The organism is Paenibacillus anaericanus (genome assembly GCF_003994475.1).
Classification (GTDB): Bacteria; Bacillota; Bacilli; order Paenibacillales; family Paenibacillaceae; genus Fontibacillus; species Fontibacillus anaericanus.
The window spans coordinates 195222-216772 of the sequence record NZ_RZNY01000003.1 but is presented as its reverse complement, the minus strand read 5'-3'; the positions used below and the strand labels follow the sequence as shown (position 1 = coordinate 216772).

Genomic DNA, 21551 nt, shown 5'->3' with positions numbered 1-21551 from the left:
TGATTTATTCATAAAGAGAAGCGCAAAGCTTCGCAAGGACGAACTAATAAGTGAATTTTTTCACGATACCAATAAGGTTCGATCCATTACCAATACCTAGGAGGACGAGAGAGATGGCCGTAAAAAACGAAGTGACGACAAAGGCACAACCGGATGCACAGGAATATATCCAATCGCTGATCGACAAAGCGAATAAAGCAACTGAAGCTTTTATGGGAATGGACCAGGAACAAATTGACAAGATCGTGCAAGCAATGGCATTGGCAGGACTTGACAAACACATGCATCTGGCAAAGTTGGCTGTAGAAGAAACTGGACGTGGTGTTTATGAAGACAAGATTATTAAGAACATGTTCGCTACGGAATACATCTGGAACAGTATTAAGAACAACAAGACCGTAGGCGTTATTGAAGATAATCCTTACGACAACTTCCAGAAGATTGCTGAACCAGTGGGAATCATCATGGGTATTACACCAACAACTAACCCAACTTCAACTACAATCTTCAAAGCCTTGATCGCGATTAAAACTCGCAACCCGATCATCTTCGGTTTCCATCCATCTGCTCAAGCGTGTAGTACTGAAGCAGCTAAGATTTTGTTGGAAGCTGCAGTAAAACACGGTGCTCCTGAAAATTGTATCCAATGGATCGAGAATCCTTCGATGGATCGTACGAACGCACTTATGAATCATAAAGATGTAGCATGTATTCTTGCAACAGGCGGATCCGCAATGGTTAAAGCAGCATATAGCTGTGGTAAACCAGCACTAGGTGTAGGCCCAGGTAACGTACCTTGCTTCATTGAAAAGTCTGCCGATCTTGATCAAGCGGTGAATGACCTTATTCTTTCCAAAACATTTGATAATGGTATGATTTGCGCATCTGAGCAAGCAGTTATCATCGAAGAGCCGATATTCGATCAAGTGAAGAAGAAAATGATCGCAAACGGATGTTACTTTGTAAATAAAGAAGAAGTAACTAAATTGACTGCAGGAGCTATTATTGCTGATAAATGTGCAGTGAATCCAACTATCGTTGGTATGCCAGCAACTAAGATTGCTGAATTGTGCGGAATCAGTGTTCCAGCTGGAACAAAAATTCTAGTTGCTGAAATTGAAGGCGTGGGAACTAAATATCCACTGTCTGCAGAGAAGTTAAGCCCGATCCTTGCTTGCTACAAAGTGAAGAACCCTGAACAAGGTATCGAACGTGCCCTTGAAGTTGTTCATTTCGGTGGTATGGGTCACTCTTCGGTAATTCACTCAAATAACGAAGAAATTATTCAAAAATACTCCGATCGTATGCCGACTTGCCGGATCTTGGTTAACCAACCATCTTCGCAAGGTGGTATCGGTGATATCTATAATACAAACTTACCATCGCTAACACTTGGATGTGGATCTTACGGACGTAACTCGACTTCGTCGAACGTAACTGCTATCAATCTAATCAACGTGAAAAGGGTGAATCGTCGTACTGTGAATATGCAATGGTTCAAAATTCCTAACAAAATTTACTTTGAAAAAGGATCCACTCAATATCTTGCCAAAATGCCTGACATTACTCGCGTACTGATCGTTACTGACCCTATGATGGTTAAGCTTGGATATGTAGAGAAGGTAGAACATTATCTTCGTCAACGCCAAACGCCAGTAGCTATCGAAGTATTCTCGGATGTAGAGCCAGATCCATCGACTACAACAGTTAAACGTGGTACTGAAATGATGGAGAAATTCCAACCAGACTGTATCATCGCTCTAGGTGGCGGATCGCCAATGGATGCTGCTAAAGGTATGTGGTTGTTCTATGAATATCCAGATACAGACTTTAACAACTTGAAACAAAAATTCATGGATATCCGTAAACGGATTTACAAATACCCACGTTTGGGCCAAAAAGCAAAATTCGTTGCGATTCCAACAACTTCGGGTACAGGTTCGGAAGTAACATCGTTCGCCGTTATCACAGATAAAGAAAATGGTAACACGAAGTATCCACTTGCTGATTATGAGTTGACTCCAGACGTAGCTATCATCGATCCAGAATTCGTATACAGTTTGCCTAAGTTCGCTGTTGCTGATACAGGTATGGACGTATTGACTCACGCTATTGAAGCTTATGTGTCGGTTATGGCTAGTGACTATACGGATGGTCTTGCAATCAAAGCGATTCAACTAGTGTTCCAATGGTTAGAAAAATCGGCATTAACTGGCGACAAGCTTGCTCGTGAAAAAATGCATAACGCATCGACTTTGGCTGGTATGGCTTTTGCCAACGCATTCCTAGGCATTAACCACAGTTTGGCGCACAAATGGGGCGGTCAATACCATACTGCTCATGGACGTACAAATGCGATTCTTATGCCGCACGTTATTCGCTATAATGCTAAGAAACCAACTAAATTTGCTGCATTCCCTAAATATACTCACTTCGTTGCTGACGAACGTTATGCAGAAATCGCTCGCATTCTTGGATTGCCTGCTCGTACAACAGAAGAAGGCGTTAAGAGCTTGATCAAAGCAATTCGTGAAATGAACAAGAAACTAGGCATTCCAGAAACATTCCAAGAACTTGGCTTCGATGCAAAGGATTTCGAATCACGCGTAGACTATTTAGCAGACCGCGCTTTCGAAGACCAATGTACTACTGCTAATCCGAAGTTGCCACTAGTTACAGAATTGGCTGATGTATACCGCGATGCATTCTACGGAAGATTTGAAGAATAAGTGAACAAATAGTTCAAAAAAAGTGACAAATATCACTCGAAGAGTGATATTTGTCACAATGCTTTTATGGTAATTGTTATATGATAATAGCATAAATGATTCCTTACAAAGTGATAGGGCATTTGAGATGTTATTATCAAAGATTATTATCTTATCAGTGTCCGAAATGTGAAATTTATCACAAATTAAAGGAATCATGAGGCGCGGAAAAATATCCTTCAAACCGCGTACTCCAAACTATATAAATGGAGGGAATACAGATGTCGGTGATTGAAAGAGAAGTAAAGGAAGTACAGTCGGGTTGGAGAGGTTTTAAGAAAGGCAAATGGATGAAGGAAGTCAATGTCCACGATTTTATCGAGGGTAACATTGCTTCTTATACTGGTGACGAATCTTTCTTGCAAGGCGCAACTGAGAATACTAAAGCTTTGTGGGAGATTGTTTCCGATCTAACTAAGAAAGAACGCGATGCTGGTGGGGTACTTGATGTAGATGTTAACACACCATCAACGATTGTCTCACATGCTCCAGGTTACTTGGACAAAGATAAGGAACAAGTTGTAGGTGTTCAAACGGATGCTCCTTTCAAACGTTCAATTCAACCATTTGGCGGCATTAAAATGATGATCGATGCTTGTAAAGCTTATGGCTTTGAGCTTCCAAAAGACATCGTAGACATGTTTACGAATATCCGCAAAACGCATAACCAAGGCGTATTTGATGCATATACTTCAGAAATGAGAGCCGCTCGTAAAGCAGGTATTATCACAGGTCTTCCAGACGCATATGGACGTGGACGGATTATCGGTGACTATCGTCGCTTAGCACTTTACGGTGTGGATTTCCTTATCGCACAAAAAAAACAAGACCTCAACAATCTTGAGGTTGATGTAATCGATGAAGATGTTATCCGTCTTCGCGAAGAATTATCTGAGCAAATTCGCGCATTTGGCGAATTGAAACAAATGGCAGCAGCACATGGATTTGATATTTCCAAGCCAGCTAATACAGCTAAAGAAGCATTCCAATGGGTATATTTTGGATACCTAGCAGCAATCAAAGAACAAAACGGTGCGGCAATGTCACTAGGACGCGTATCTTCATTCCTTGATGCTTATATTGAACGTGATCTAGCTGAAGGCACAATGACAGAAGAACAAGCTCAAGAGCTAGTTGACCATTTCGTTATGAAACTACGTATCGTCAAATTCCTGCGTACTCCTGATTATAATGATCTATTCAGTGGTGACCCTACTTGGGTAACAGAATCACTAGGTGGTATGTCCGTATCTGGCGCGACTCGTGTAACGAAGAACAGCTTCCGTTTCTTGCATACTTTATATAACTTGGGACCTGCACCGGAACCAAACTTGACTGTACTCTGGTCTGAAAAATTACCTGAGGGCTTCAAGAAATACTGTGCAAAAGTATCAATCGAAACAAGTTCGATCCAATACGAGAACGATGATTTGATGCGTCCGATCTATGGCGATGACTACGGTATTGCTTGCTGCGTATCCGCGATGGAAATCGGTAAACAAATGCAATTCTTTGGTGCTCGTGCGAACTTGGCTAAAGCTTTGTTGTATGCAATTAACGGTGGTAAAGACGAGAAGTCTGGTGCACAAGTTGGTCCTGAACTTCCGGCTATCACTTCTGAATACTTGACATACGATGAAGTCATGAAACGTTTCAAACCGATGATGGAATGGCTTGCTAAACTGTATATGAATACACTTAACGTTATCCATTACATGCACGATAAATATTCCTACGAACGGATCGAAATGGCGCTGCATGATCGCGATATTCTCCGTACGATGGCATGCGGAATCGCTGGCTTGTCTGTAGCGGCTGACTCCTTAAGTGCTATCAAATATGCTAAAGTAAAACCTATCCGTAATGAAGATGGCATTGCAATCGACTTTGAAATTGAAGGAGATTTCCCTTGCTACGGTAACAACGACGATATGGTTGACCAAATTGCCGTTGAATTGGTAGAGTCATTCATGGGCATGATTCGCAAACATAAAGCATATCGTAACGCATTGCCGACTCAATCTGTGTTGACAATCACATCTAATGTCGTTTACGGTAAGAAAACAGGAACTACACCGGATGGACGTAAAGCAGGCGAACCATTTGCTCCAGGTGCCAATCCGATGCATGGTCGCGATAAGAAAGGTGCACTCGCTTCCTTGAGTTCTGTTGCTAAACTGCCGTATGAACATAGTTTGGATGGTATTTCTAATACCTTCTCAATCGTACCTAAGGCATTGGGTAAAGAAGAAGAAACACGTAAATCTAATCTCGTATCAATGTTGGATGGTTATTTCGGTAGTGATGCACATCACTTGAACGTAAACGTGTTTGATCGTGAGCAATTGATGGATGCTATGGATCATCCAGAGAACTATCCACAGCTTACAATTCGCGTGTCGGGTTATGCAGTTAACTTTATCAAATTGACACGTGAGCAACAGCTTGATGTAATTAACCGGACCTTCCATGGTTCGATGTAATTCCTTTACCAGTTAAATGTAGCAATTTATACTGAGTAGCCGAATGGAGAGTGACGAAAGATGCTAAAAGGTCGAATACATTCATTGGAAACTTTCGGAACGGTTGATGGCCCCGGTATACGTTTCGTGCTCTTTATGCAGGGCTGCCTGCTGAAATGTCAGTATTGCCATAATCCTGATACCTGGAGTCTGACGGACGGTAAAGAGATGACTTTGGAAGAGGTTCTATCTGAAATCGAACCTTATCTGAGCTATTACCGTTCATCAGGCGGTGGGTTAACTGTATCCGGCGGGGAAGCGACACTACAGGCCCCGTTTGTTACGGAGTTATTTCGAGAAGTGAAGAAACGTTGGAACCTTCATACGACTTTGGATACCAACGGTTATAATGAAGGGGATAAAATTCGCGAACTTCTTGATGTCACTGATTTGGTTATGCTTGATTTGAAGCATATTGACGATGAGAAGCATATTAAGTTGACAGGTAAATCAAACGAACGAATGCTGAATATGGCAAAGTGGTTATCTGATCATAATCGTAATATGTGGATCCGCCACGTTTATGTCCCTGGTATTCATGACGATGAGCAAGATTTGTTGAAATTGGGTAGATTCATTGGTGGCCTGAATGCAGTGGAGAAGTTTGAAATTCTTCCATATCATCAAATGGGTGTATTCAAATGGCAAGAGCTCGGTTGGGAATATGAGTTGGAGGGTGTTCCATCACCTACTTCTGACGAAATTGAACGGGCAAATCGCTTGATTGAAGAGGGGCGGCAGCAGGTAGTTGCTGCAACGAAGTAATATACATGTCATGAAAGTTTACAGAAATAACTGAAAAAATTAACCAAAACGGTTAAACCTAACACGAGTTGTGGGGTTTAACCGTTTTCATTTTACATACTAGATGATATTATCCCTATAATAGAAATATGTCCTCCTTACCAAAATTGAAGGCGCTTTCTATAATAAAGATGTAACACAAACCAATCTTGAGGAGGGTCATAGAAACATGAAGAAAAAAAGTTTGCTGCTATTAATGTCTTTGATATTCGTAGCATCGGCAGTAGTCACAGGTTGTGGAAAGAACAATAACACAGAAAAAGAAAGCGCTCCCACTACGGAACCAGCTAAGACAAATAACGCTGCCGAGGTGAAGGTGAACGATGAACCGTTCGAAATCACAATTCGTCACACTCAAGTAGGGGAAGCTAAGAAATTCCGTCTAGCTATGCTAGAAGATGTAGTTAAGCAAACAGAAGCAGCAGTTCCTGGCCTGAAAATTAAGCTTGATGCTGTAGATTCTGAAGTTAACCGTAAAGAAAAGCTGAGAGGCGAAATGGCTGCGGGTAAACCACCAGAAGTGTTTGACGTATTCGGTAGCCCAGATGCTGCTCTATACGCAAAAGAAGGTTTGATGCTGGATCTGACTTCGATCTTGAATGATCTGGGCATCAAGGAAAAATTCAATACTTTGGCTCCATTTACTTACGAAGATAAAATTTACGGTCTTCCTATCGGTGGTTCGATTGAAGGATATTTCTACAATAAAGAATATTTCGAACAAAAAGGACTTAAAGTTCCTACAACAATTGCTGAACTTGAGCAAGTTGCAGAAGCAATCAAAGCGGACGGCAAAATTCCTTTCGCACAATCATCTAAAGATGCTTGGATTCCTTTGATGACTACGAACAACCTGTGGTCATACTATGCAGGAGCTGACATCACTTACGGATTCAAAACAGGCGCTACTAAATGGACTGATCCGAACGTAGTGAAAGCAGTTGCTAAACATGAAGAATGGGTTGAAAAAGGTTATTACAAAAAAGGTGAACTTGGATTTGAGTACGCTGACATGAGAAACCAAGTTATTACAGGCGAAGCTATCATGATGATGGACGGATCATGGGCGAACTCAGTATTCAGAGATCCTGCTCAAGCTGGTGACATGGTTGGAAAAATCGGATACTTCAATATGCCTCCAGTAAATGCTGGCGATCCAATAATTGTAATGCAAGATGCTAACAATGGTTATGGTTTCTCCAGTGCAGTTGCTGAAGATCCTCGTAAACTGCAAGCTGTAACAGAGTTCATCAAGAACATGTGGACTGATGAAATGCAACTTCGTGGTCTGAAAGAAGACGGCGTTCTACCAGCTATGAAAATTAGCTTGGATCAAATGAAAGCTACTTCTGACGATGCTCTAATGCAAGACATATTCAAAGCAGTTAGTGAAATCGGAACTTCATTCCCTGCATTTGATGCTCTAGTTCAAGCAGAAGTTAACACTGCGCTAAGCATGGGTATTCAACAAGTAATTGGCGGCGAGTTCGATGCAGCTAAGATGTTGGAAAATGTGCAAGCGGCTCAAGAAGCGGCAAACGCTACTAAGTAATCATCTAAATTATTTTATGAAAGGGTGTCGCCCGCCTCGTAACATGTGGGGGGCGCCCTTTTTAAAATTAAAGAACTTTTACATTTTTTACAAGGCACAAACTACGGAGGTTATCATGAATAAAGCACTTAAAAGCCCTCTGACCTACATTCTATTTATACTGCCGGCATTCATTTTATTTCTTGGGTTCTTCATTTACCCAATCTTTACAGCGGTTAATAATAGTTTGACGAGTTGGAATGGTATATCAAAAACCATGACTTATATTGGACTAGACAACTATGTGACAGCATTTAATGATATTGCCTTTTGGAAGTCTGTACGAAATAATGTATATTTCATTTTCTTCTCTTGTTTAGTTCAGGTTCCACTTATCGTAATCTTCTCCTTACTTATTGCGAATGTGAAGAGACTAAAAGGCCTCTACAAAACAGCGGTTTTTATGCCTTCCATTATGTCAACAGCAGTAATCGGTATATTATGGGGCTTTATCTATAACCCGGATTTCGGTCTTCTAAATGAGTTGCTCGGTGTATTCGGAGTTGAGCCGATCTACTGGTTATCTGATAAAAAGTGGGCCATGATTTCGATCCTAATCACGAATGCTTGGCAGTGGACAGGATTTTATATCATTATGGTACTTGCAGCAATCCTTGCCATTCCGAAAGAGTTGGATGAAGCGGCGGCGATTGACGGTGCGACTGGCTTCCAAAGAGCCGTCAAAATTACACTTCCGCTCATTATGCCAATCGTTTCTGTAGTAATCATGTTGTCAGTAGCTGGTGCAATGAAAGCGGCGGATATTATCCTCGTTATGACTAAAGGTGGACCTGCTGGTTCAACGGATGTTATGGCTACTTATATGATCCGTTATGCAATCACAAGCTTTAGACATGGCTTTGGTAACTCAATCGCTATACTAATCTTTGTATTCACTATGATTATCACGGTACTATATCAAGTCTTGATTGCTAAACGTACAGAAAGGATTGAATACTAATGAGATCACTCAAAAAATTAATACCGCATATCTTTCTGATGGGTTATCTGCTCATTATTCTATATCCTTTCTTGTTCGTTCTATTCTCTTCGGTAAAATCGAATAACCAAGCCATTGCATCCAATCCGTTTGGACTTCCTAGCTCCATTATGTTTGATAACTATGTGAATGCTTGGGTGAATGCCAAAATTAGCACTTATTTCTTTAACAGTTTGTATATTGGTGTGGTAGCCGCGTGTGTTTCCATCTTATTAGCAGCGATGCTGGCATTTGCTGTGACACGGATGCGTTACAAAAAAGTGAGTGCCATTATATTTCAATTAATTCTGGTTGGTATGTTGATTCCGAATAACTCTCTCCTCCTTCCGATTTACGGGATTATGAGAAACTTAAACATTTTAGATACGCGTATGGCTCTGTTCTTACCATATATAGCAAATGCGATTCCGTTCACGGTTATTATCCTTGCGGCGTTTATGCGTTCTCTTCCAGGGGAAATAGAGGAAGCGGCGGTAATTGATGGGTTGAGGCCAGCAGGGTTATTTGCTAGAATTATAATACCGCTTACAGTACCTGCTATTGTGACCGTATTCATTATAAACTTTCTCGGGAACTGGAACGAATTCTTGCTAGCGAACTATTTCATATCTAGCAACGAATTAAAGACACTCCCAATAGGTATGGTCGGCTTTAGAGATGCTTATAACACCAACTATGCCCAAATGTCAGCTGGTATTGTTTTCAGCGTGCTTCCTGTAATGATCATTTATGCGATTCTGCAAGAGAAGATTATCGAAGGGGTAACGGCGGGCAGCGTAAAAGGATAATAGAGATTGAATAGGGTCTCTACTTTTCGAATACGCATAGTATTCTATTAGGGAGCTGCGCCTATGAATCTGCGAATCAAATTATTTACTGCCTTTATCGCACTCGTGATTATCCCGCTCTTTGTTCTTGGGATTATTACCTTCTTCGTGACGTTCAACTCTATCGAGTCGAGACATAGTCAACAAGCTGAATACTCGCTTAAAGCGATCAGTTACAGTATCAAGAACGTATTTCATGAAATGGATAATTTGACCGACACGGGGATTGCTAAGGGTGTCTTTCAGGCAGCAATTGTTGCAAAGGATCCTGATTCGCAAAATCTGACGGCGACTACTCAGCTTGAACTCAATGCCAACCAGAAGAATTTCCGTTCCTTGCTGTACAACCATCCAGCCATCGATTATGCATTTTTGTACAATGTTAATGGTGGTGTTGGGGATTCAAATGTCATTTCAATTTTTAATAAAGAAAACTTTCAAACATTACCTTATGAGAAATTTAAGGAACACCCTCTCTTTAATGAGGTGATGTCCCTCAGAGGAATGCCGAAATGGATTGCTCCACATGAATATCCGGAACTGACAGGATCAGATAAAGTATTCACGGAGATTCGTCTAATTAAGGATCTTAGCAACTTTCACAGAGTAGGAGTTCTTGTCGTTCAGATTAAGGACTGGGAATTCGAGAAGATATTTCAAAATTTGGAATTGGGAAGTAATATGCGTGATACCCGGTTTATGCTCGTCAATGACAAAGGGCTCATATTGTATGACTATCAATCCGAGCTGGACGGGCAGTCAATTCAGTCTTATATGAAACCAGATTATAAGTTTAGTGCTGACTATCAAAGTTTCAAAGGGAAATTTAACGGGGAAGAAAGTATTATTTCGATTTACAATTTGAAGGAATATCCTTGGAGTCTTGTATCAGTTACTTCATGGAGTTACTTGTCCAAAGAACTGACCACGTTTGCGAAATGGTTTGTTGCTATCATTTGTATTTGTGTACTGACAGCGATGCTCTTTAACCTAGTCTTCATGAATCGGATAACGGGGACGATCGGCGTAATCGTGCGCTTTATGCGTAAAGTCGAGGACGGTGATCTGAACGCGAGAGTGGATGAGAAGGGCGATGACGAGCTACTGCTGCTGCAAAAAGGATTTAACAATCAGATGGACAAAATCAATGAATTGTTTCATCAGGTAAAGCGCGAGCAACTTCAGAAAGCGAATGCCGAACTGAGGGTGCTGCAAGCGCAAATCAAACCGCATTTTCTGTTCAATACGTTAGAATCAATCAATGTGCTGGCCGTTCAGAATGAAGGACGTAAGGTCAGTGAGATGGTGCTTCGTCTTGCCAGTATTCTGCGTATTAGTATTCAAGACAAAGAAGAAATCAAACTGAGTCTGGAAGTAGAACATCTTCGGAGTTATCTGGAAATTCAGAAGTTCAGATTTGATGAATTATTTGAATATCACATTGATATTCCTGATGAGATGATGAACTGTCTTCTTCTCAAACTCACGCTTCAACCGCTAGTGGAGAATAGTATTCAGCATGGTTTTGAAGGCATCGACTATATAGGTAAGATCAAGGTTACGGGTATCATGGAAGAAGACAGGATCTTACTGAGAATTGAGGATAATGGCATCGGTATGACGAGCGAGCAATTATCTTCCATTCAATACGCGGATATAGATGATCCAGAATACGACTTGATTGAGCCGTATCCAAATCATGAGCGTCGGGGATTGGGGCTACGAAGCGTGTTTGATCGGTTGAGATTTAAGTATGGTAGTAAATCTGGGTTATTTATTTGCTCGCAGCCGGGACAGGGTACCATTATTCAATGTGTGATTCCTAAATACGAATTGGGTGATAAAAATTGAGACTGAAAGCCTTGCTAGTTGACGATGAGGTCCACATTCTAAACAATTTATCCAAGGTACTTCCTTGGGAGGATATGGACATTGAAATTGTTAGTTTGGCCAAGAATGGTGTGGATGCACTAAATGCAGCTATCCAGCATGAACCCGATTTAATTTTAAGTGATATCCGCATGCCAGTAATGGACGGGATGACTTTGCTACAGGAAATCCGGAATAGGGGATTAACTTGCGAGATTCTACTCCTAACAGGTTATCAGGAATTCGAGTATGCAAAGACGGCTATTAGGCATGGTGTAAAGGATTATATTTGTAAGCCGATCAATTATTTTGAGCTGGAAGAGACGGTTCGGAATATTGCCGGTCAGATCAGAGAGAAGAGAAAGAAGCAGAACAAGGAGCAGAAGTTGAACAGGGTTGCTTACCTGGCCAATGAAAATTATATGCTTCATTCGTTGTTGGGACAGGAAACGGAAGAAGAAGGCGTACTGTGGGATGAAGAAGACGGGCTCGCCAATGAGAAACGATATGCCGTCTTGTTATTAGACCTGGAGGGTTATGCCCACCGGTCTATATCCTGGACCGCTTACGAGCGGAAAGCATGGAATCTTCAAATCAAGAATATGCTGAAAGATATTTTTAGTCCGATACTTAAAGATAAAACGGTCCTGCAAATCCGGGAGGGAGAATGGTGTGTTATTTTCCCTTCCCCGGAGAGGGACTCTCGGATTACAAAGGAACAATTGTACCCAGGATTGATTATTCTGCAAACTATTATTGACGAGAATGCCGGAATGTCTATCCGAATGTCATTAGAGCAGAATCCTTTCTCATTAAAAGAGTTATCGATGGCATACCAAAGAATGCAGAAAAAATTAATCCTTAATCCTTCGAGTGAATGGTTTTTGGATACGGATACAGCGAATATGGAGTATTCCGGACCGGAACTAAGTGCTACCGAGTCGAAATGGCTCTGGATTGAGAAATTGAGTGCTGGGCTTCGTAACGGAAATCAGGAATCTCTTGTTCAAATCACTCAAGAACTTAAATCGTTTGTAGGCCATTTAAATGAGAATAGTGTGGGCCAATCGGAGAAGTTGCTACATTATCTATTGATCCATTTACTTCGTGAAATGCGTGAGTTGCAAATGTTATCGGGGGAGCAAGAGGAGAATATTTGGCAAAGGCTTCAAGAATCGTTGAGTCTTAAAGAGTTGCTATCTTTAATTGTTTTATTGATAGAGCGATCACGAGATTCACTCTCAACCAAAAAGTCCTCGGAACTACTCATGATGTCAGCGCAAAATTATATTCAGCATAATTTAGAAAACGACTTTGGAATTGAAGATATTTCCGAATATCTTGGAATCAGTTGCAGTTATTTCTGTCTTTTGTTTAAGAACCAATTCGGCGAGACTTTTGTTGAGTATCTTACTAAACAACGTATGGAAGTGGCAAAAACCTTGATTATTAGCAGCGATAAATCGATTACTCAAATTGGTTCTGCTGTTGGCTATCATGAACGACGTTATTTCACGAAAGTTTTTCAGAAATATACCGGGATGACTCCATCGGAGTTTCGTTTGAAGGATTCAACCGAATCATAGGCAAAGAAGGTGACCCATTAATGGATTTATCTACATGGACATTAGAACAGAAAATTGGTCAATTATTTATTTGCGGTTTTCATAGTCTTGTTCCAGATGATCAAATTAAAAAATTAGTTAGTGATCTTCATGTTGGTGGTGTAGTTTATTTCCGCCGCAATGTACAAACGATAGAACAACTAGCTACGCTGTCACGGGATTTGCAAGCACTTCCACGCAGTAAGGCTGAAATACCGTTGTTTATTTCAATAGATCAAGAGGGCGGAATGGTTTCGCGTTTGGATCATGACGGTGTAAGCCGGATTCAAGGAAACATGGCGCTGGGTGCTGCAAATGACTTGACTCTTACTGAAGAGGTAGCTGTTTTAGCAGCTAAAGAGATGCTTGGTCTAGGTATTAATTTAAATTTTGCTCCTTGTGTTGATGTTAACAACAATCCTGGCAATCCAGTTATTGGGGTTCGGTCTTTCGGTGAAAACCCGGAGCGGGTTGCTGAACATGGTGCTGCCGCAATTCGGGGATATCAGAGCCAAGGTGTCAGTGCAACAGCTAAACATTTCCCGGGACATGGGGATACCGCGGTAGATTCTCATCTTGGATTGGCCGTAGTTCCACATGATAAGGATCGATTGAACCGTGTAGAGTTACTTCCCTTCCGTAAAGCTATTGAGGCAGGGACTGATGCGATTATGACAGCACACGTGATTTTCCCGGCCTTTGAGCCTGAGGATATCCCGGCGACATTGTCTCGTCGAGTACTTCATGATCTATTGCGAGAAGAAATGGGTTTTGAGGGAGTTATCGTTACCGATTGCCTCGAAATGCATGCTATTTCAAAGCATTATGGCATTGCTGCAGGCGCAGTTCAAGCTATTCAGGCGGGTGCGGATATTGTGCTAGTAAGTCATACCTTAGAGGATCAAGTCAATGCGATTCAAGCAGTGCGAGAAGCGGTCATTCAAGGTGCTTTAACCGAGGATCAAATTAACACTTCAGTTGAGCGAGTCTTGGCCCTAAAGGCTAAGCGAATCAACGATATTGATTTGGCAGCTACTTTTAATCCAGAGAAGATCTCTCTGACACCGGTTATAGAGAGTGAATCACTGCTACGTCGGGTTGCTGAGCACAGTGTAACATTGGTCAATAATTCGGGTAATCTTCCATTACATAAAGATCAGCCTGTACTGGTCGTATGGCCGGAACTGCGGCATCGGACAGAGGTAGATGAACCATCCGTACATGTATATAGTCTTGGAGATGCACTTGAGTCTTATGTTGATGATATTGTACTCAGTATTATCGGTACGCATCCAACAGAAGAAGAAATACAGTCCGTACTTGAACAAAGTGGCGAATTTTCTCAAATCATCGTTGTGACATATACTTCGGAAGGTGAAATCCCTGAAGGACAGCGCCGTTTGATTGAAGCTTTGCATACAAAAAAAGGATCAGAGTTAATTGTTGTTTCTACACGGAATCCATATGATATACTAGGATTTCCACAAATCGGCACGTACTTGTGTCTATATGAGAATCGGTCATTTTCACTAGATGCACTTGCCAAAGTATTAACGGGAAACCTGGCTCCAAAAGGTATACTTCCAGTGAGTCTAAACTCTGAGTATCCCGTAGGACATGGCCTCTAATTTACTTATTTACAATGAGTATCACTCGTAATAATTCTCCAAAATTGACCTAAATAATAACTTTTTATAAGAACCGGGTAGGATACCGCATTTGTGGTTATTCTATGCGGTTTTTACATTGCAATAATAAATAGCAACTTTTTCTCGTTAACAGCGTTAAATACTATGTGAATATAATCAGAGAGTCATAAATTGTGAGCAGAAGGGGTTTAGGCATGAATTTCAAAAGAATACTCATCACCGCGATATTAGTTACTTCGCAAGTGGCGATGGTCCTTCCTGTAAGTGCAGAAGAGGCTGTCCATAGTACTACAAACGTAGCAGAACAATCGGTCAATACACCTGATTCGACAAATCAGAATCAGGATCAACTAGAGAATAACGGAACCGAATTAAGTAATGAATCGGACATAGTGGAAGATAGAGCAGAGGGAACAGAAGGTGAAGTAACCCCTCCTGTGACGGAACCAGTTACAGAACCAGTTACAAATCCAGTTGATCCAGGTGCGACGACTGCGGCCGGAACAGGCGAACTAATCTTGATGATGAACAGCAATAAGATGTATCAGAACGGTAGTTTGTTTATTGCAGGGAACCCAATGGAGGTTAAGAAAGGTGTATCTTACGTTGCGATCCGGGCAATTGTAGAACGCGCTGGATTACAACTAAGCTTTGATAATAAGACGAAAGAAACTATAATTACACGCGGCAGTGACGAATTACGTTTCCAATTTAACAAAAGCACTTATAAAGTTAATGGCGTAGTTAAGCCGATGAAAGGTACGTCTTACTCAGCAAAAAACAATTTCATGGTTCCTCTGACTGCAATTACAGGAGCTTTGAATATCCCATATACAGTTGATCAGCCTGGGAAGCGGGTTATTCTGAGTCTTTCTACTAATCCAGTGGCCTCTTTTAGTGTAGGAAACAAAGAGATCGTTGCTGGTGAGACTGTTGTTCAATACTCAACTAATTCCTATTCTCCATCGGGTTTAGAAATCGTTGAAGAACAATGGGAAGGTCGTGAAGACACCTTTACCACCCCGGGTAGCTATTTGGTTACTTATCGCGTAAAAGATTCTAATGGACAATGGAGTAATCCATTCTCCCTTACTTTAAATGTTGTTAAGCCACATACACCGCCTGTAGCGAACTTTACAACAGATAAAGATACTTATAAAATGGGTGAATTGATCAACTATACGGACTTTAGTACGGATGAAGAAAACTCGATTAAGGATCGGGTATGGGAGAATAAAGAGCTTGCCTTCTTTAATCCAGGACCAACTACCATTCGCTTGAAAGTTGTAAATAAATACGGATTGTACTCAACGGTAGAGAAGACAATCACAATTACGGATGAAGTTTTGTATACAAAAGATGAATTTAATAAAATCTTTACCCCTGTAGGGGAAAAATATACATTTGATGGTACAGTGATCCCAAGTTGGACCAAAGTGAATTACTCTTTCACCTCTGAGCCTACTACGTTAATTCGTAGCAATAGCCCGGAAACCGTATATTCCGAAGGACGTGTGTACACTGAAACGGCAACGGGTGGTACACGTTTTATGATCCACCATGTGAATTCTACGGGTAAAAATGTGAAAATGTATGTGATTGCTACCAATAAGAATACGGAAACAACACGTTTGACACAAACCACTATGGGATTCGGTGGACCATCTCCTTACGCAACAGCGGCGGGTAGAGCTTCAGTTAATCGTTATTATGAATCCTTGCAAACAGGAAAAGATTATAAGGATGTGTGGATTGCTCAAGGTGAAAGTAAGATTGTCATGACGGAGTTGAATGCTAATCCTATGAAACCGGGAGAAGTTATTTCTCTATACTCAGATTTGTATAGCGATCATACCCTTCAATACGACGTTATTATGATTGATGCAAATAAGGATCCTTTTAAAACACTGCCTACGTTGGATCTATTGGCGGCGGATGTGCATAACCGCGGCACCTATATGGACGCCAATCGTAATATTGAATACAATGAATTAGTTGGTGATTCACCAGTCCGCCTCATGATTGCTGATAATTCCACTGATCCTTTCCAAATAGGTACGGGTCCTCAAGGCGAATATCAAATGAACTCAGGTAACTTCGGTGTTGTCTACAAGATCAAGTTGTATCGTGTAGCACCAAATACTTTGATCACCTTTAATCCTCGTGGGGGAAGATATTACGGATCCATGATGGTTAATGGGGAGATTGTCCAATTATCTAGCTCGGGTAGTCTGTCAGCACCTAACGAGAACAGTGTACTGTTCCGTTCAGGAGACCGGGAACAAACGGTTGAGTTCACGTTCACTGCTGCACCAGGTAGTAACTTGTCCGTTAACCTTCTTCTGCAACCATTGCCGGAGATCAAACATTAGTTATAATATCAAATCGATGCTACCTATGGAGATAGGCTCCTAGGTAAAGTAGTAGAGGACGCGGAGTATCATAGCCGCGTCCTTATTGTTATATTTTTGAGTAAAATTTTCGGTTCGTTTTTATTCAAATATGATGCTAGGGATATCTTTCTTGGCGTCTATGAACATTGACGCTGTCGTCTTTTTAAGGCATTATTAGAAGAAATAAGCTACATGTTTGAAGGTTTAGACGGGAGGAAAGTCATATGCTGTCAACAGACCAAATTATCGGGGTCATGTCTGCCCGAGGATTACGGATTACCGATCAGCGGAAGAGTCTAGCCAAACTGTTCGCAGAGCGGAATGGTTATTTAACACCAAAGGACGTATATGAATATATGGGGAAGCAGTACAGCGGACTCAGTTTCGATACTGTATATCGTAATTTGCGAGTGATGGACGAGCTTGGGGTTCTGGAGCAAGTGATGTTCGAGGACGGTCTTAAATTTAGAGCCAGTTGTAATGAGGATCAACACCACCATCATATGATTTGTTTGCAATGTGAGAGAACATATCCGATTCATTTTTGCCCTATGCCATTGACCGATGCACCGGATCAGTTTCAAGTGGTGAAACATAAATTCGAAGTTTTTGGTTACTGTAAAGACTGTCGTCCTGTCAGTCAAGAGGCGTCGCAGTCACCATCACAGCAGGATGGGCTCTCTTAACATGGCTGTCATGCGCAAAGTAGTTCAGGGTCCTATCCATGTCTATCGTAAATTTATCTCACCTTTGAAGCCTCCAACATGTCGGTTCTATCCTACTTGCTCTGCCTATGCGTTGGAAGCCATTGAAGTTCATGGTGCAATTAAGGGTTCTTGGTTGGCGGCGAGAAGGATTGGAAAATGTCATCCCTTTCATCCGGGGGGGATCGATCTTGTTCCACCAAAGTCTACTCGGGGCAAGAAGGAACAGGAACAGGAACAGGTATAGACGTCTTGACAGGGTTACTATCTTTTCATAATATTAGACTTATACATTTCTGATGAATGGATGAAGTACAAGGAAGAGTTCAGCAACAGAGAGCCGGGGGAGCTGCAAACCGGTCTGAATCAGCTTTGGAACATGGTCCAGGAGGAATTGCTTTCGAGCTAGCGGCATTTGCTGATAGTAAGGGAGTGACGCGGAATCCGGCGTTAATGGAGGGTCGTAAAGACCGACAGAGCCCGTTGTCTGCGAAGACATGGGGAATTTGGGTGGTAACACGTGAGTAATCTCTCGTCCCATTATGGGGGGGGAGTTTTTTGTATGCCTATAATTATTGAGGAGGAACAATTTATGTCAGCAAACAAAACGTTCTATATCACAACGCCGATTTATTATCCGAGTGGTAAGCTACATATCGGACATGCCTACACAACGGTGGCAGGTGACGCCATGGCACGTTATAAGCGGCTACGGGGGTATGATGTACTATACTTGACGGGAACAGATGAACACGGACAGAAGATCGAACGTAAGGCTGAGGAGAGCGGGAAGACGCCGCAACAGTTCGTTGATGATATTGTCGGTGGGATCAAAGAACTATGGAAGAAGCTTGATATTTCATATGATGATTTTATCCGTACGACTGAACCTAGACATAAGATCGTCGTGGAAGAAATCTTCGATCGGTTGTTGAAACAAGGTGATATTTATAAAGGGGAATATGAAGGATGGTATAGTATTCCTGACGAAACCTATTACACAGAAACCCAATTAGTGGATGTGATAAAGAATGATCAGGGAGAAGTCATCGGCGGTAAAAGTCCGGAGAGTGGACACCCCGTGGAACTTGTCAAAGAGGAATCTTATTTCTTCAAGATGAGCAAATATGTTGACCGATTACTGAAATATTATGAAGAGAATCCAGGTTTTATCCAACCAGAGTCCCGTAAGAATGAGATGATTAACAATTTCATTAAACCTGGACTAGAGGATTTAGCAGTATCTCGTACAACTTTTGAATGGGGTGTCAAGGTTAAAGGAGATCCTAAACATGTTGTATACGTTTGGATCGATGCTTTGTCGAACTACATTACTGCGCTTGGATATGGAACGGATAATGCTGAGAAGTATGAGAAATTCTGGCCGGCGGATGTTCATTTGGTAGGTAAGGAAATCGTCCGGTTTCACACCATTTACTGGCCGATTATGTTGATGGCTTTGGATTTACCATTGCCGAAGAAAGTATTTGGACATGGCTGGTTACTTACGAAGGAAGGCAAAATGTCCAAATCCAAAGGTAATGTTGTAGATCCTAACATGCTAATTGATCGTTATGGTCTAGACGCGGCAAGATATTATTTTCTACGTGAGGTTCCATTTGGGTCGGATGGAGCATTTACGCCGGAGAGCTTTGTTGAACGGGTGAACTCAGATCTTGCTAATGATTTGGGGAATTTACTTAATCGTACAGTAGCGATGGTTAATAAATATTTTGATGGCAAAGTTCCTGCCTATCAGGGAAATGTGACGGCATTTGATAACGAGTTGAAAGAAATGGCGCAACGAACCATTCAGAAAGTGGAGGAAGTCATGGAGAATCTAGAATTCTCTGTAGCACTAACCGCCATTGGCGCATTTATTAGTCGGACCAACAAATATATTGATGAAACACAGCCATGGACCTTGGCCAAAGACGAGTCCAAATGGGAAGAACTTGCTTCTGTTATGGTTCATCTTGTAGAGGCATTGCGTATTGCATCTGTTCTGCTACAGCCTTTCTTAACGAAAGCTCCGGCTAGAATTTGGGAACAATTAGGGATCAGTGAGGGAGAATTAACTACATGGGAAAGTGCTAAAACTTTTGGCCTTATCCCTGAAGGTACGAAGCTTGGTATTGGGGAACCGATTTTCCCGCGGCTTGATGCAGAGCAGGAGGTTGCTTATATTGTGAGTGAAATGAATGCTGGAGCGCCTGTTCTAGCTGCTGAAGCTGCACCATCTTCGTCCGCTGAAGTGGTTAAACCGGAGACCAAGGAAGAAATCGGAATTGACGATTTTGCCAAGGTAGAGCTTCGTGTAGCTGAGGTAATCGCTTGTGAACCAGTACCAAAGGCAGACAAACTACTTAAACTGCAGCTGGATCTCGGATTTGAGCGCCGTCAAGTAGTCTCCGGTATTGCAAAGTTTTATAAACCGGATGAGTTGATTGGCCGTAAGGTCATTTGTGTGACTAATCTGAAGCCTGTAAAACTACGTGGTGAGTTGTCTCAGGGGATGATCCTCGCTGCTTCGGAAGGTGATAACCTGACACTAGCTACAGTTCCGGTTAGTATGCCAAATGGCGCAGTTGTGAAATAGAATCATCTGAAAGAGCTATTCTAAAGGTTTTATATAACCTTAAGAATGGCTCTTTTTACTTTTAAGAGATAGTTTAAGAAGTCTAAGAATGAGTTTAGTAATTTGCAGAGATACTTACGGTATAACTATATAATTCCTGAATAATATCTCTATGATCCTAAGAAGATCAGCGACAGAGACGGGAAAAAAGTTGACAATGACTTGGAAATGACCCTATAATCCTTATAGTAATTATTACGAATAAGAAAGGGAGAGATCTAGTGGCTTCTTTAAATAAAGTATGGAAGTACTCGTTCATGATGATGATATTGATATTGATACTCGCAGGTTGTGGGAAAAGTGAGGGCGGCGAAATCGTATCAGGGAAAGTAAATGTGGTGACAAGCTTCTATCCTATCTATGAGTTCGCTAAGGAAATAGGAGGAGAGGAAGCGAATGTGATTAACTTATTGCCTACAGGTGTGGAACCGCATGAATGGACGCCACGCAGTAAAGATATTTTGAATACTTCCAAGGCTGAGCTTTTCCTTTATAATGGTGCGGGATTGGAAGGTTGGGTACCTAATTTCATGAAGGGTTTTGGCAGTGATTCCAATGTAAAGGCAATTGAAGTTAGCCAAGGCATCTCTCTCATCGCGGCAGAAGGCGAAGACGATCACGATCATGATCATGGTCAAGACGAGTCAGCTGATCATCATCTTGATCCTCATACTTGGGTTAGTCCTAAATCGGCATTAGTAATGGTAGAGAATATCAAGAACAGTTATGTAGAAGTAGATCCAACCAATAAAGATAAATATGAATCCCGCTATGCGGCTTTGAGTGAAAAATTAATTGAATTGGATGCTAAATTTACAGAGCAACTGTCTAAGACCACACATAAGGAGATTGTCGTATCGCATCAAGCATTTGGTTATTTGTGTCGTGACTATGGGTTGACGCAACATGCGATTATGGGGTTGTCTCCAGAAGCGGAACCGAGAGCACAAGATTTAATATCGCTTTCTAAACTAGTAAAAGAAGAAGGGATTCAGTATATCTTCTTCGAAGAGCTAGTATCAGATAAATTAGCAAAAACTCTTGCATCCGAAACAGGAGTGAAAACATTGGTTCTTAACCCTGTTGAAGGGTTGACGAAAGAACAAGAGCAAGCAGGCGACAATTATTTCACGTTAATGGAAAGAAATTTACAAAATTTAATTCTAGTCTTACAATAAGCAA

At 41.5% G+C, this 21551-nt stretch carries 15 protein-coding genes; all 15 read left to right on the top strand.

The genetic code is table 11. The features are described from left to right. Positions 1–113: 113 nt before the first annotated feature. The 15 genes from adhE (at position 114) to EJP82_RS05240 (ending at position 21547) form a co-directional block, all read left to right on the top strand. A complete protein-coding gene (gene adhE / locus EJP82_RS05310; protein WP_127190997.1) occupies positions 114–2729 on the top strand; it encodes a bifunctional acetaldehyde-CoA/alcohol dehydrogenase in 2616 nt (871 codons plus the stop codon). 260 nt (positions 2730–2989) lie between these two features. Next, on the top strand, positions 2990–5251 hold the full coding sequence (gene pflB / locus EJP82_RS05305; RefSeq protein ID WP_127190996.1) for a formate C-acetyltransferase: 2262 nt from the start codon (positions 2990–2992) through the stop codon (positions 5249–5251). 60 nt (positions 5252–5311) lie between these two features. Continuing rightward, positions 5312–6055 carry a pyruvate formate-lyase-activating protein gene (gene pflA, locus EJP82_RS05300; RefSeq protein ID WP_127190995.1) on the top strand — a complete coding sequence of 248 codons (744 nt, stop codon included), beginning with the start codon at positions 5312–5314 and terminating at the stop codon, positions 6053–6055. Positions 6056–6263: 208 nt separating this feature from the next. Continuing rightward, the gene (locus EJP82_RS05295) at positions 6264–7646 is read left to right on the top strand and encodes an ABC transporter substrate-binding protein (protein WP_127190994.1); all 1383 of its coding nucleotides are present in this window, start codon (positions 6264–6266) and stop codon (positions 7644–7646) included. 115 nt (positions 7647–7761) lie between these two features. Further along, a complete protein-coding gene (locus EJP82_RS05290; protein ID WP_127190993.1) occupies positions 7762–8646 on the top strand; it encodes a carbohydrate ABC transporter permease in 885 nt (294 codons plus the stop codon). Further along, the gene (locus tag EJP82_RS05285) at positions 8646–9473 is read left to right on the top strand and encodes a carbohydrate ABC transporter permease (RefSeq protein ID WP_127190992.1); all 828 of its coding nucleotides are present in this window, start codon (positions 8646–8648) and stop codon (positions 9471–9473) included. The genes EJP82_RS05290 and EJP82_RS05285 overlap by 1 nt, the downstream gene beginning before the upstream one ends. Positions 9474–9536: 63 nt before the next feature. Continuing rightward, positions 9537–11363, top strand: coding sequence for a cache domain-containing sensor histidine kinase (locus EJP82_RS05280; RefSeq protein WP_127190991.1), 1827 nt, complete (start codon positions 9537–9539; stop codon positions 11361–11363). Then, complete coding sequence (locus EJP82_RS05275) at positions 11360–12967, top strand: response regulator transcription factor (protein WP_127190990.1); 1608 nt, start codon at positions 11360–11362, stop codon at positions 12965–12967. Before EJP82_RS05280 ends, EJP82_RS05275 begins: the two co-directional genes overlap by 4 nt. A gap of 20 nt (positions 12968–12987) precedes the next feature. Further along, complete coding sequence (gene nagZ, locus EJP82_RS05270) at positions 12988–14613, top strand: beta-N-acetylhexosaminidase (RefSeq protein WP_127190989.1); 1626 nt, start codon at positions 12988–12990, stop codon at positions 14611–14613. A gap of 215 nt (positions 14614–14828) precedes the next feature. Next, positions 14829–17006, top strand: a complete 2178-nt coding sequence (locus EJP82_RS05265) for a stalk domain-containing protein (RefSeq protein ID WP_127190988.1) — start codon at positions 14829–14831, stop codon at positions 17004–17006. A gap of 245 nt (positions 17007–17251) precedes the next feature. Further along, positions 17252–17713 carry a Fur family transcriptional regulator gene (locus EJP82_RS05260; protein ID WP_127190987.1) on the top strand — a complete coding sequence of 154 codons (462 nt, stop codon included), beginning with the start codon at positions 17252–17254 and terminating at the stop codon, positions 17711–17713. Between the two features lies 1 nt (position 17714). Next, complete coding sequence (gene yidD / locus EJP82_RS05255) at positions 17715–17978, top strand: membrane protein insertion efficiency factor YidD (RefSeq protein WP_211350044.1); 264 nt, start codon at positions 17715–17717, stop codon at positions 17976–17978. A 56-nt stretch (positions 17979–18034) separates the two neighbouring features. Beyond that, positions 18035–18259, top strand: coding sequence for a hypothetical protein (locus EJP82_RS05250; RefSeq protein WP_127190985.1), 225 nt, complete (start codon positions 18035–18037; stop codon positions 18257–18259). A 64-nt stretch (positions 18260–18323) separates the two neighbouring features. Further along, positions 18324–20330 carry a methionine--tRNA ligase gene (gene metG, locus EJP82_RS05245; protein WP_127190984.1) on the top strand — a complete coding sequence of 669 codons (2007 nt, stop codon included), beginning with the start codon at positions 18324–18326 and terminating at the stop codon, positions 20328–20330. A 296-nt stretch (positions 20331–20626) separates the two neighbouring features. Further along, positions 20627–21547, top strand: a complete 921-nt coding sequence (locus EJP82_RS05240; RefSeq protein WP_211350048.1) for a metal ABC transporter solute-binding protein, Zn/Mn family — start codon at positions 20627–20629, stop codon at positions 21545–21547. Positions 21548–21551: the final 4 nt, after the last annotated feature.

Excerpts from the sequence above, each read along its gene's own strand:
- adhE (WP_127190997.1), top strand. The coding sequence starts at position 114 with ATGGCCGTAAAAAACGAAGTGACGACAAAGGCACAACCGGATGCACAG.
- pflB (WP_127190996.1), top strand. The coding sequence starts at position 2,990 with ATGTCGGTGATTGAAAGAGAAGTAAAGGAAGTACAGTCGGGTTGGAGA.
- pflA (WP_127190995.1), top strand. The coding sequence starts at position 5,312 with ATGCTAAAAGGTCGAATACATTCATTGGAAACTTTCGGAACGGTTGAT.
- EJP82_RS05295 (WP_127190994.1), top strand. The coding sequence starts at position 6,264 with ATGAAGAAAAAAAGTTTGCTGCTATTAATGTCTTTGATATTCGTAGCA.
- EJP82_RS05290 (WP_127190993.1), top strand. The coding sequence starts at position 7,762 with ATGAATAAAGCACTTAAAAGCCCTCTGACCTACATTCTATTTATACTG.
- EJP82_RS05285 (WP_127190992.1), top strand. The coding sequence starts at position 8,646 with ATGAGATCACTCAAAAAATTAATACCGCATATCTTTCTGATGGGTTAT.
- EJP82_RS05280 (WP_127190991.1), top strand. The coding sequence starts at position 9,537 with ATGAATCTGCGAATCAAATTATTTACTGCCTTTATCGCACTCGTGATT.
- nagZ (WP_127190989.1), top strand. The coding sequence starts at position 12,988 with ATGGATTTATCTACATGGACATTAGAACAGAAAATTGGTCAATTATTT.
- EJP82_RS05265 (WP_127190988.1), top strand. The coding sequence starts at position 14,829 with ATGAATTTCAAAAGAATACTCATCACCGCGATATTAGTTACTTCGCAA.
- EJP82_RS05260 (WP_127190987.1), top strand. The coding sequence starts at position 17,252 with ATGCTGTCAACAGACCAAATTATCGGGGTCATGTCTGCCCGAGGATTA.
- yidD (WP_211350044.1), top strand. The coding sequence starts at position 17,715 with ATGGCTGTCATGCGCAAAGTAGTTCAGGGTCCTATCCATGTCTATCGT.
- EJP82_RS05250 (WP_127190985.1), top strand. The coding sequence starts at position 18,035 with ATGGATGAAGTACAAGGAAGAGTTCAGCAACAGAGAGCCGGGGGAGCT.
- metG (WP_127190984.1), top strand. The coding sequence starts at position 18,324 with ATGTCAGCAAACAAAACGTTCTATATCACAACGCCGATTTATTATCCG.
- EJP82_RS05240 (WP_211350048.1), top strand. The coding sequence starts at position 20,627 with ATGATGATGATATTGATATTGATACTCGCAGGTTGTGGGAAAAGTGAG.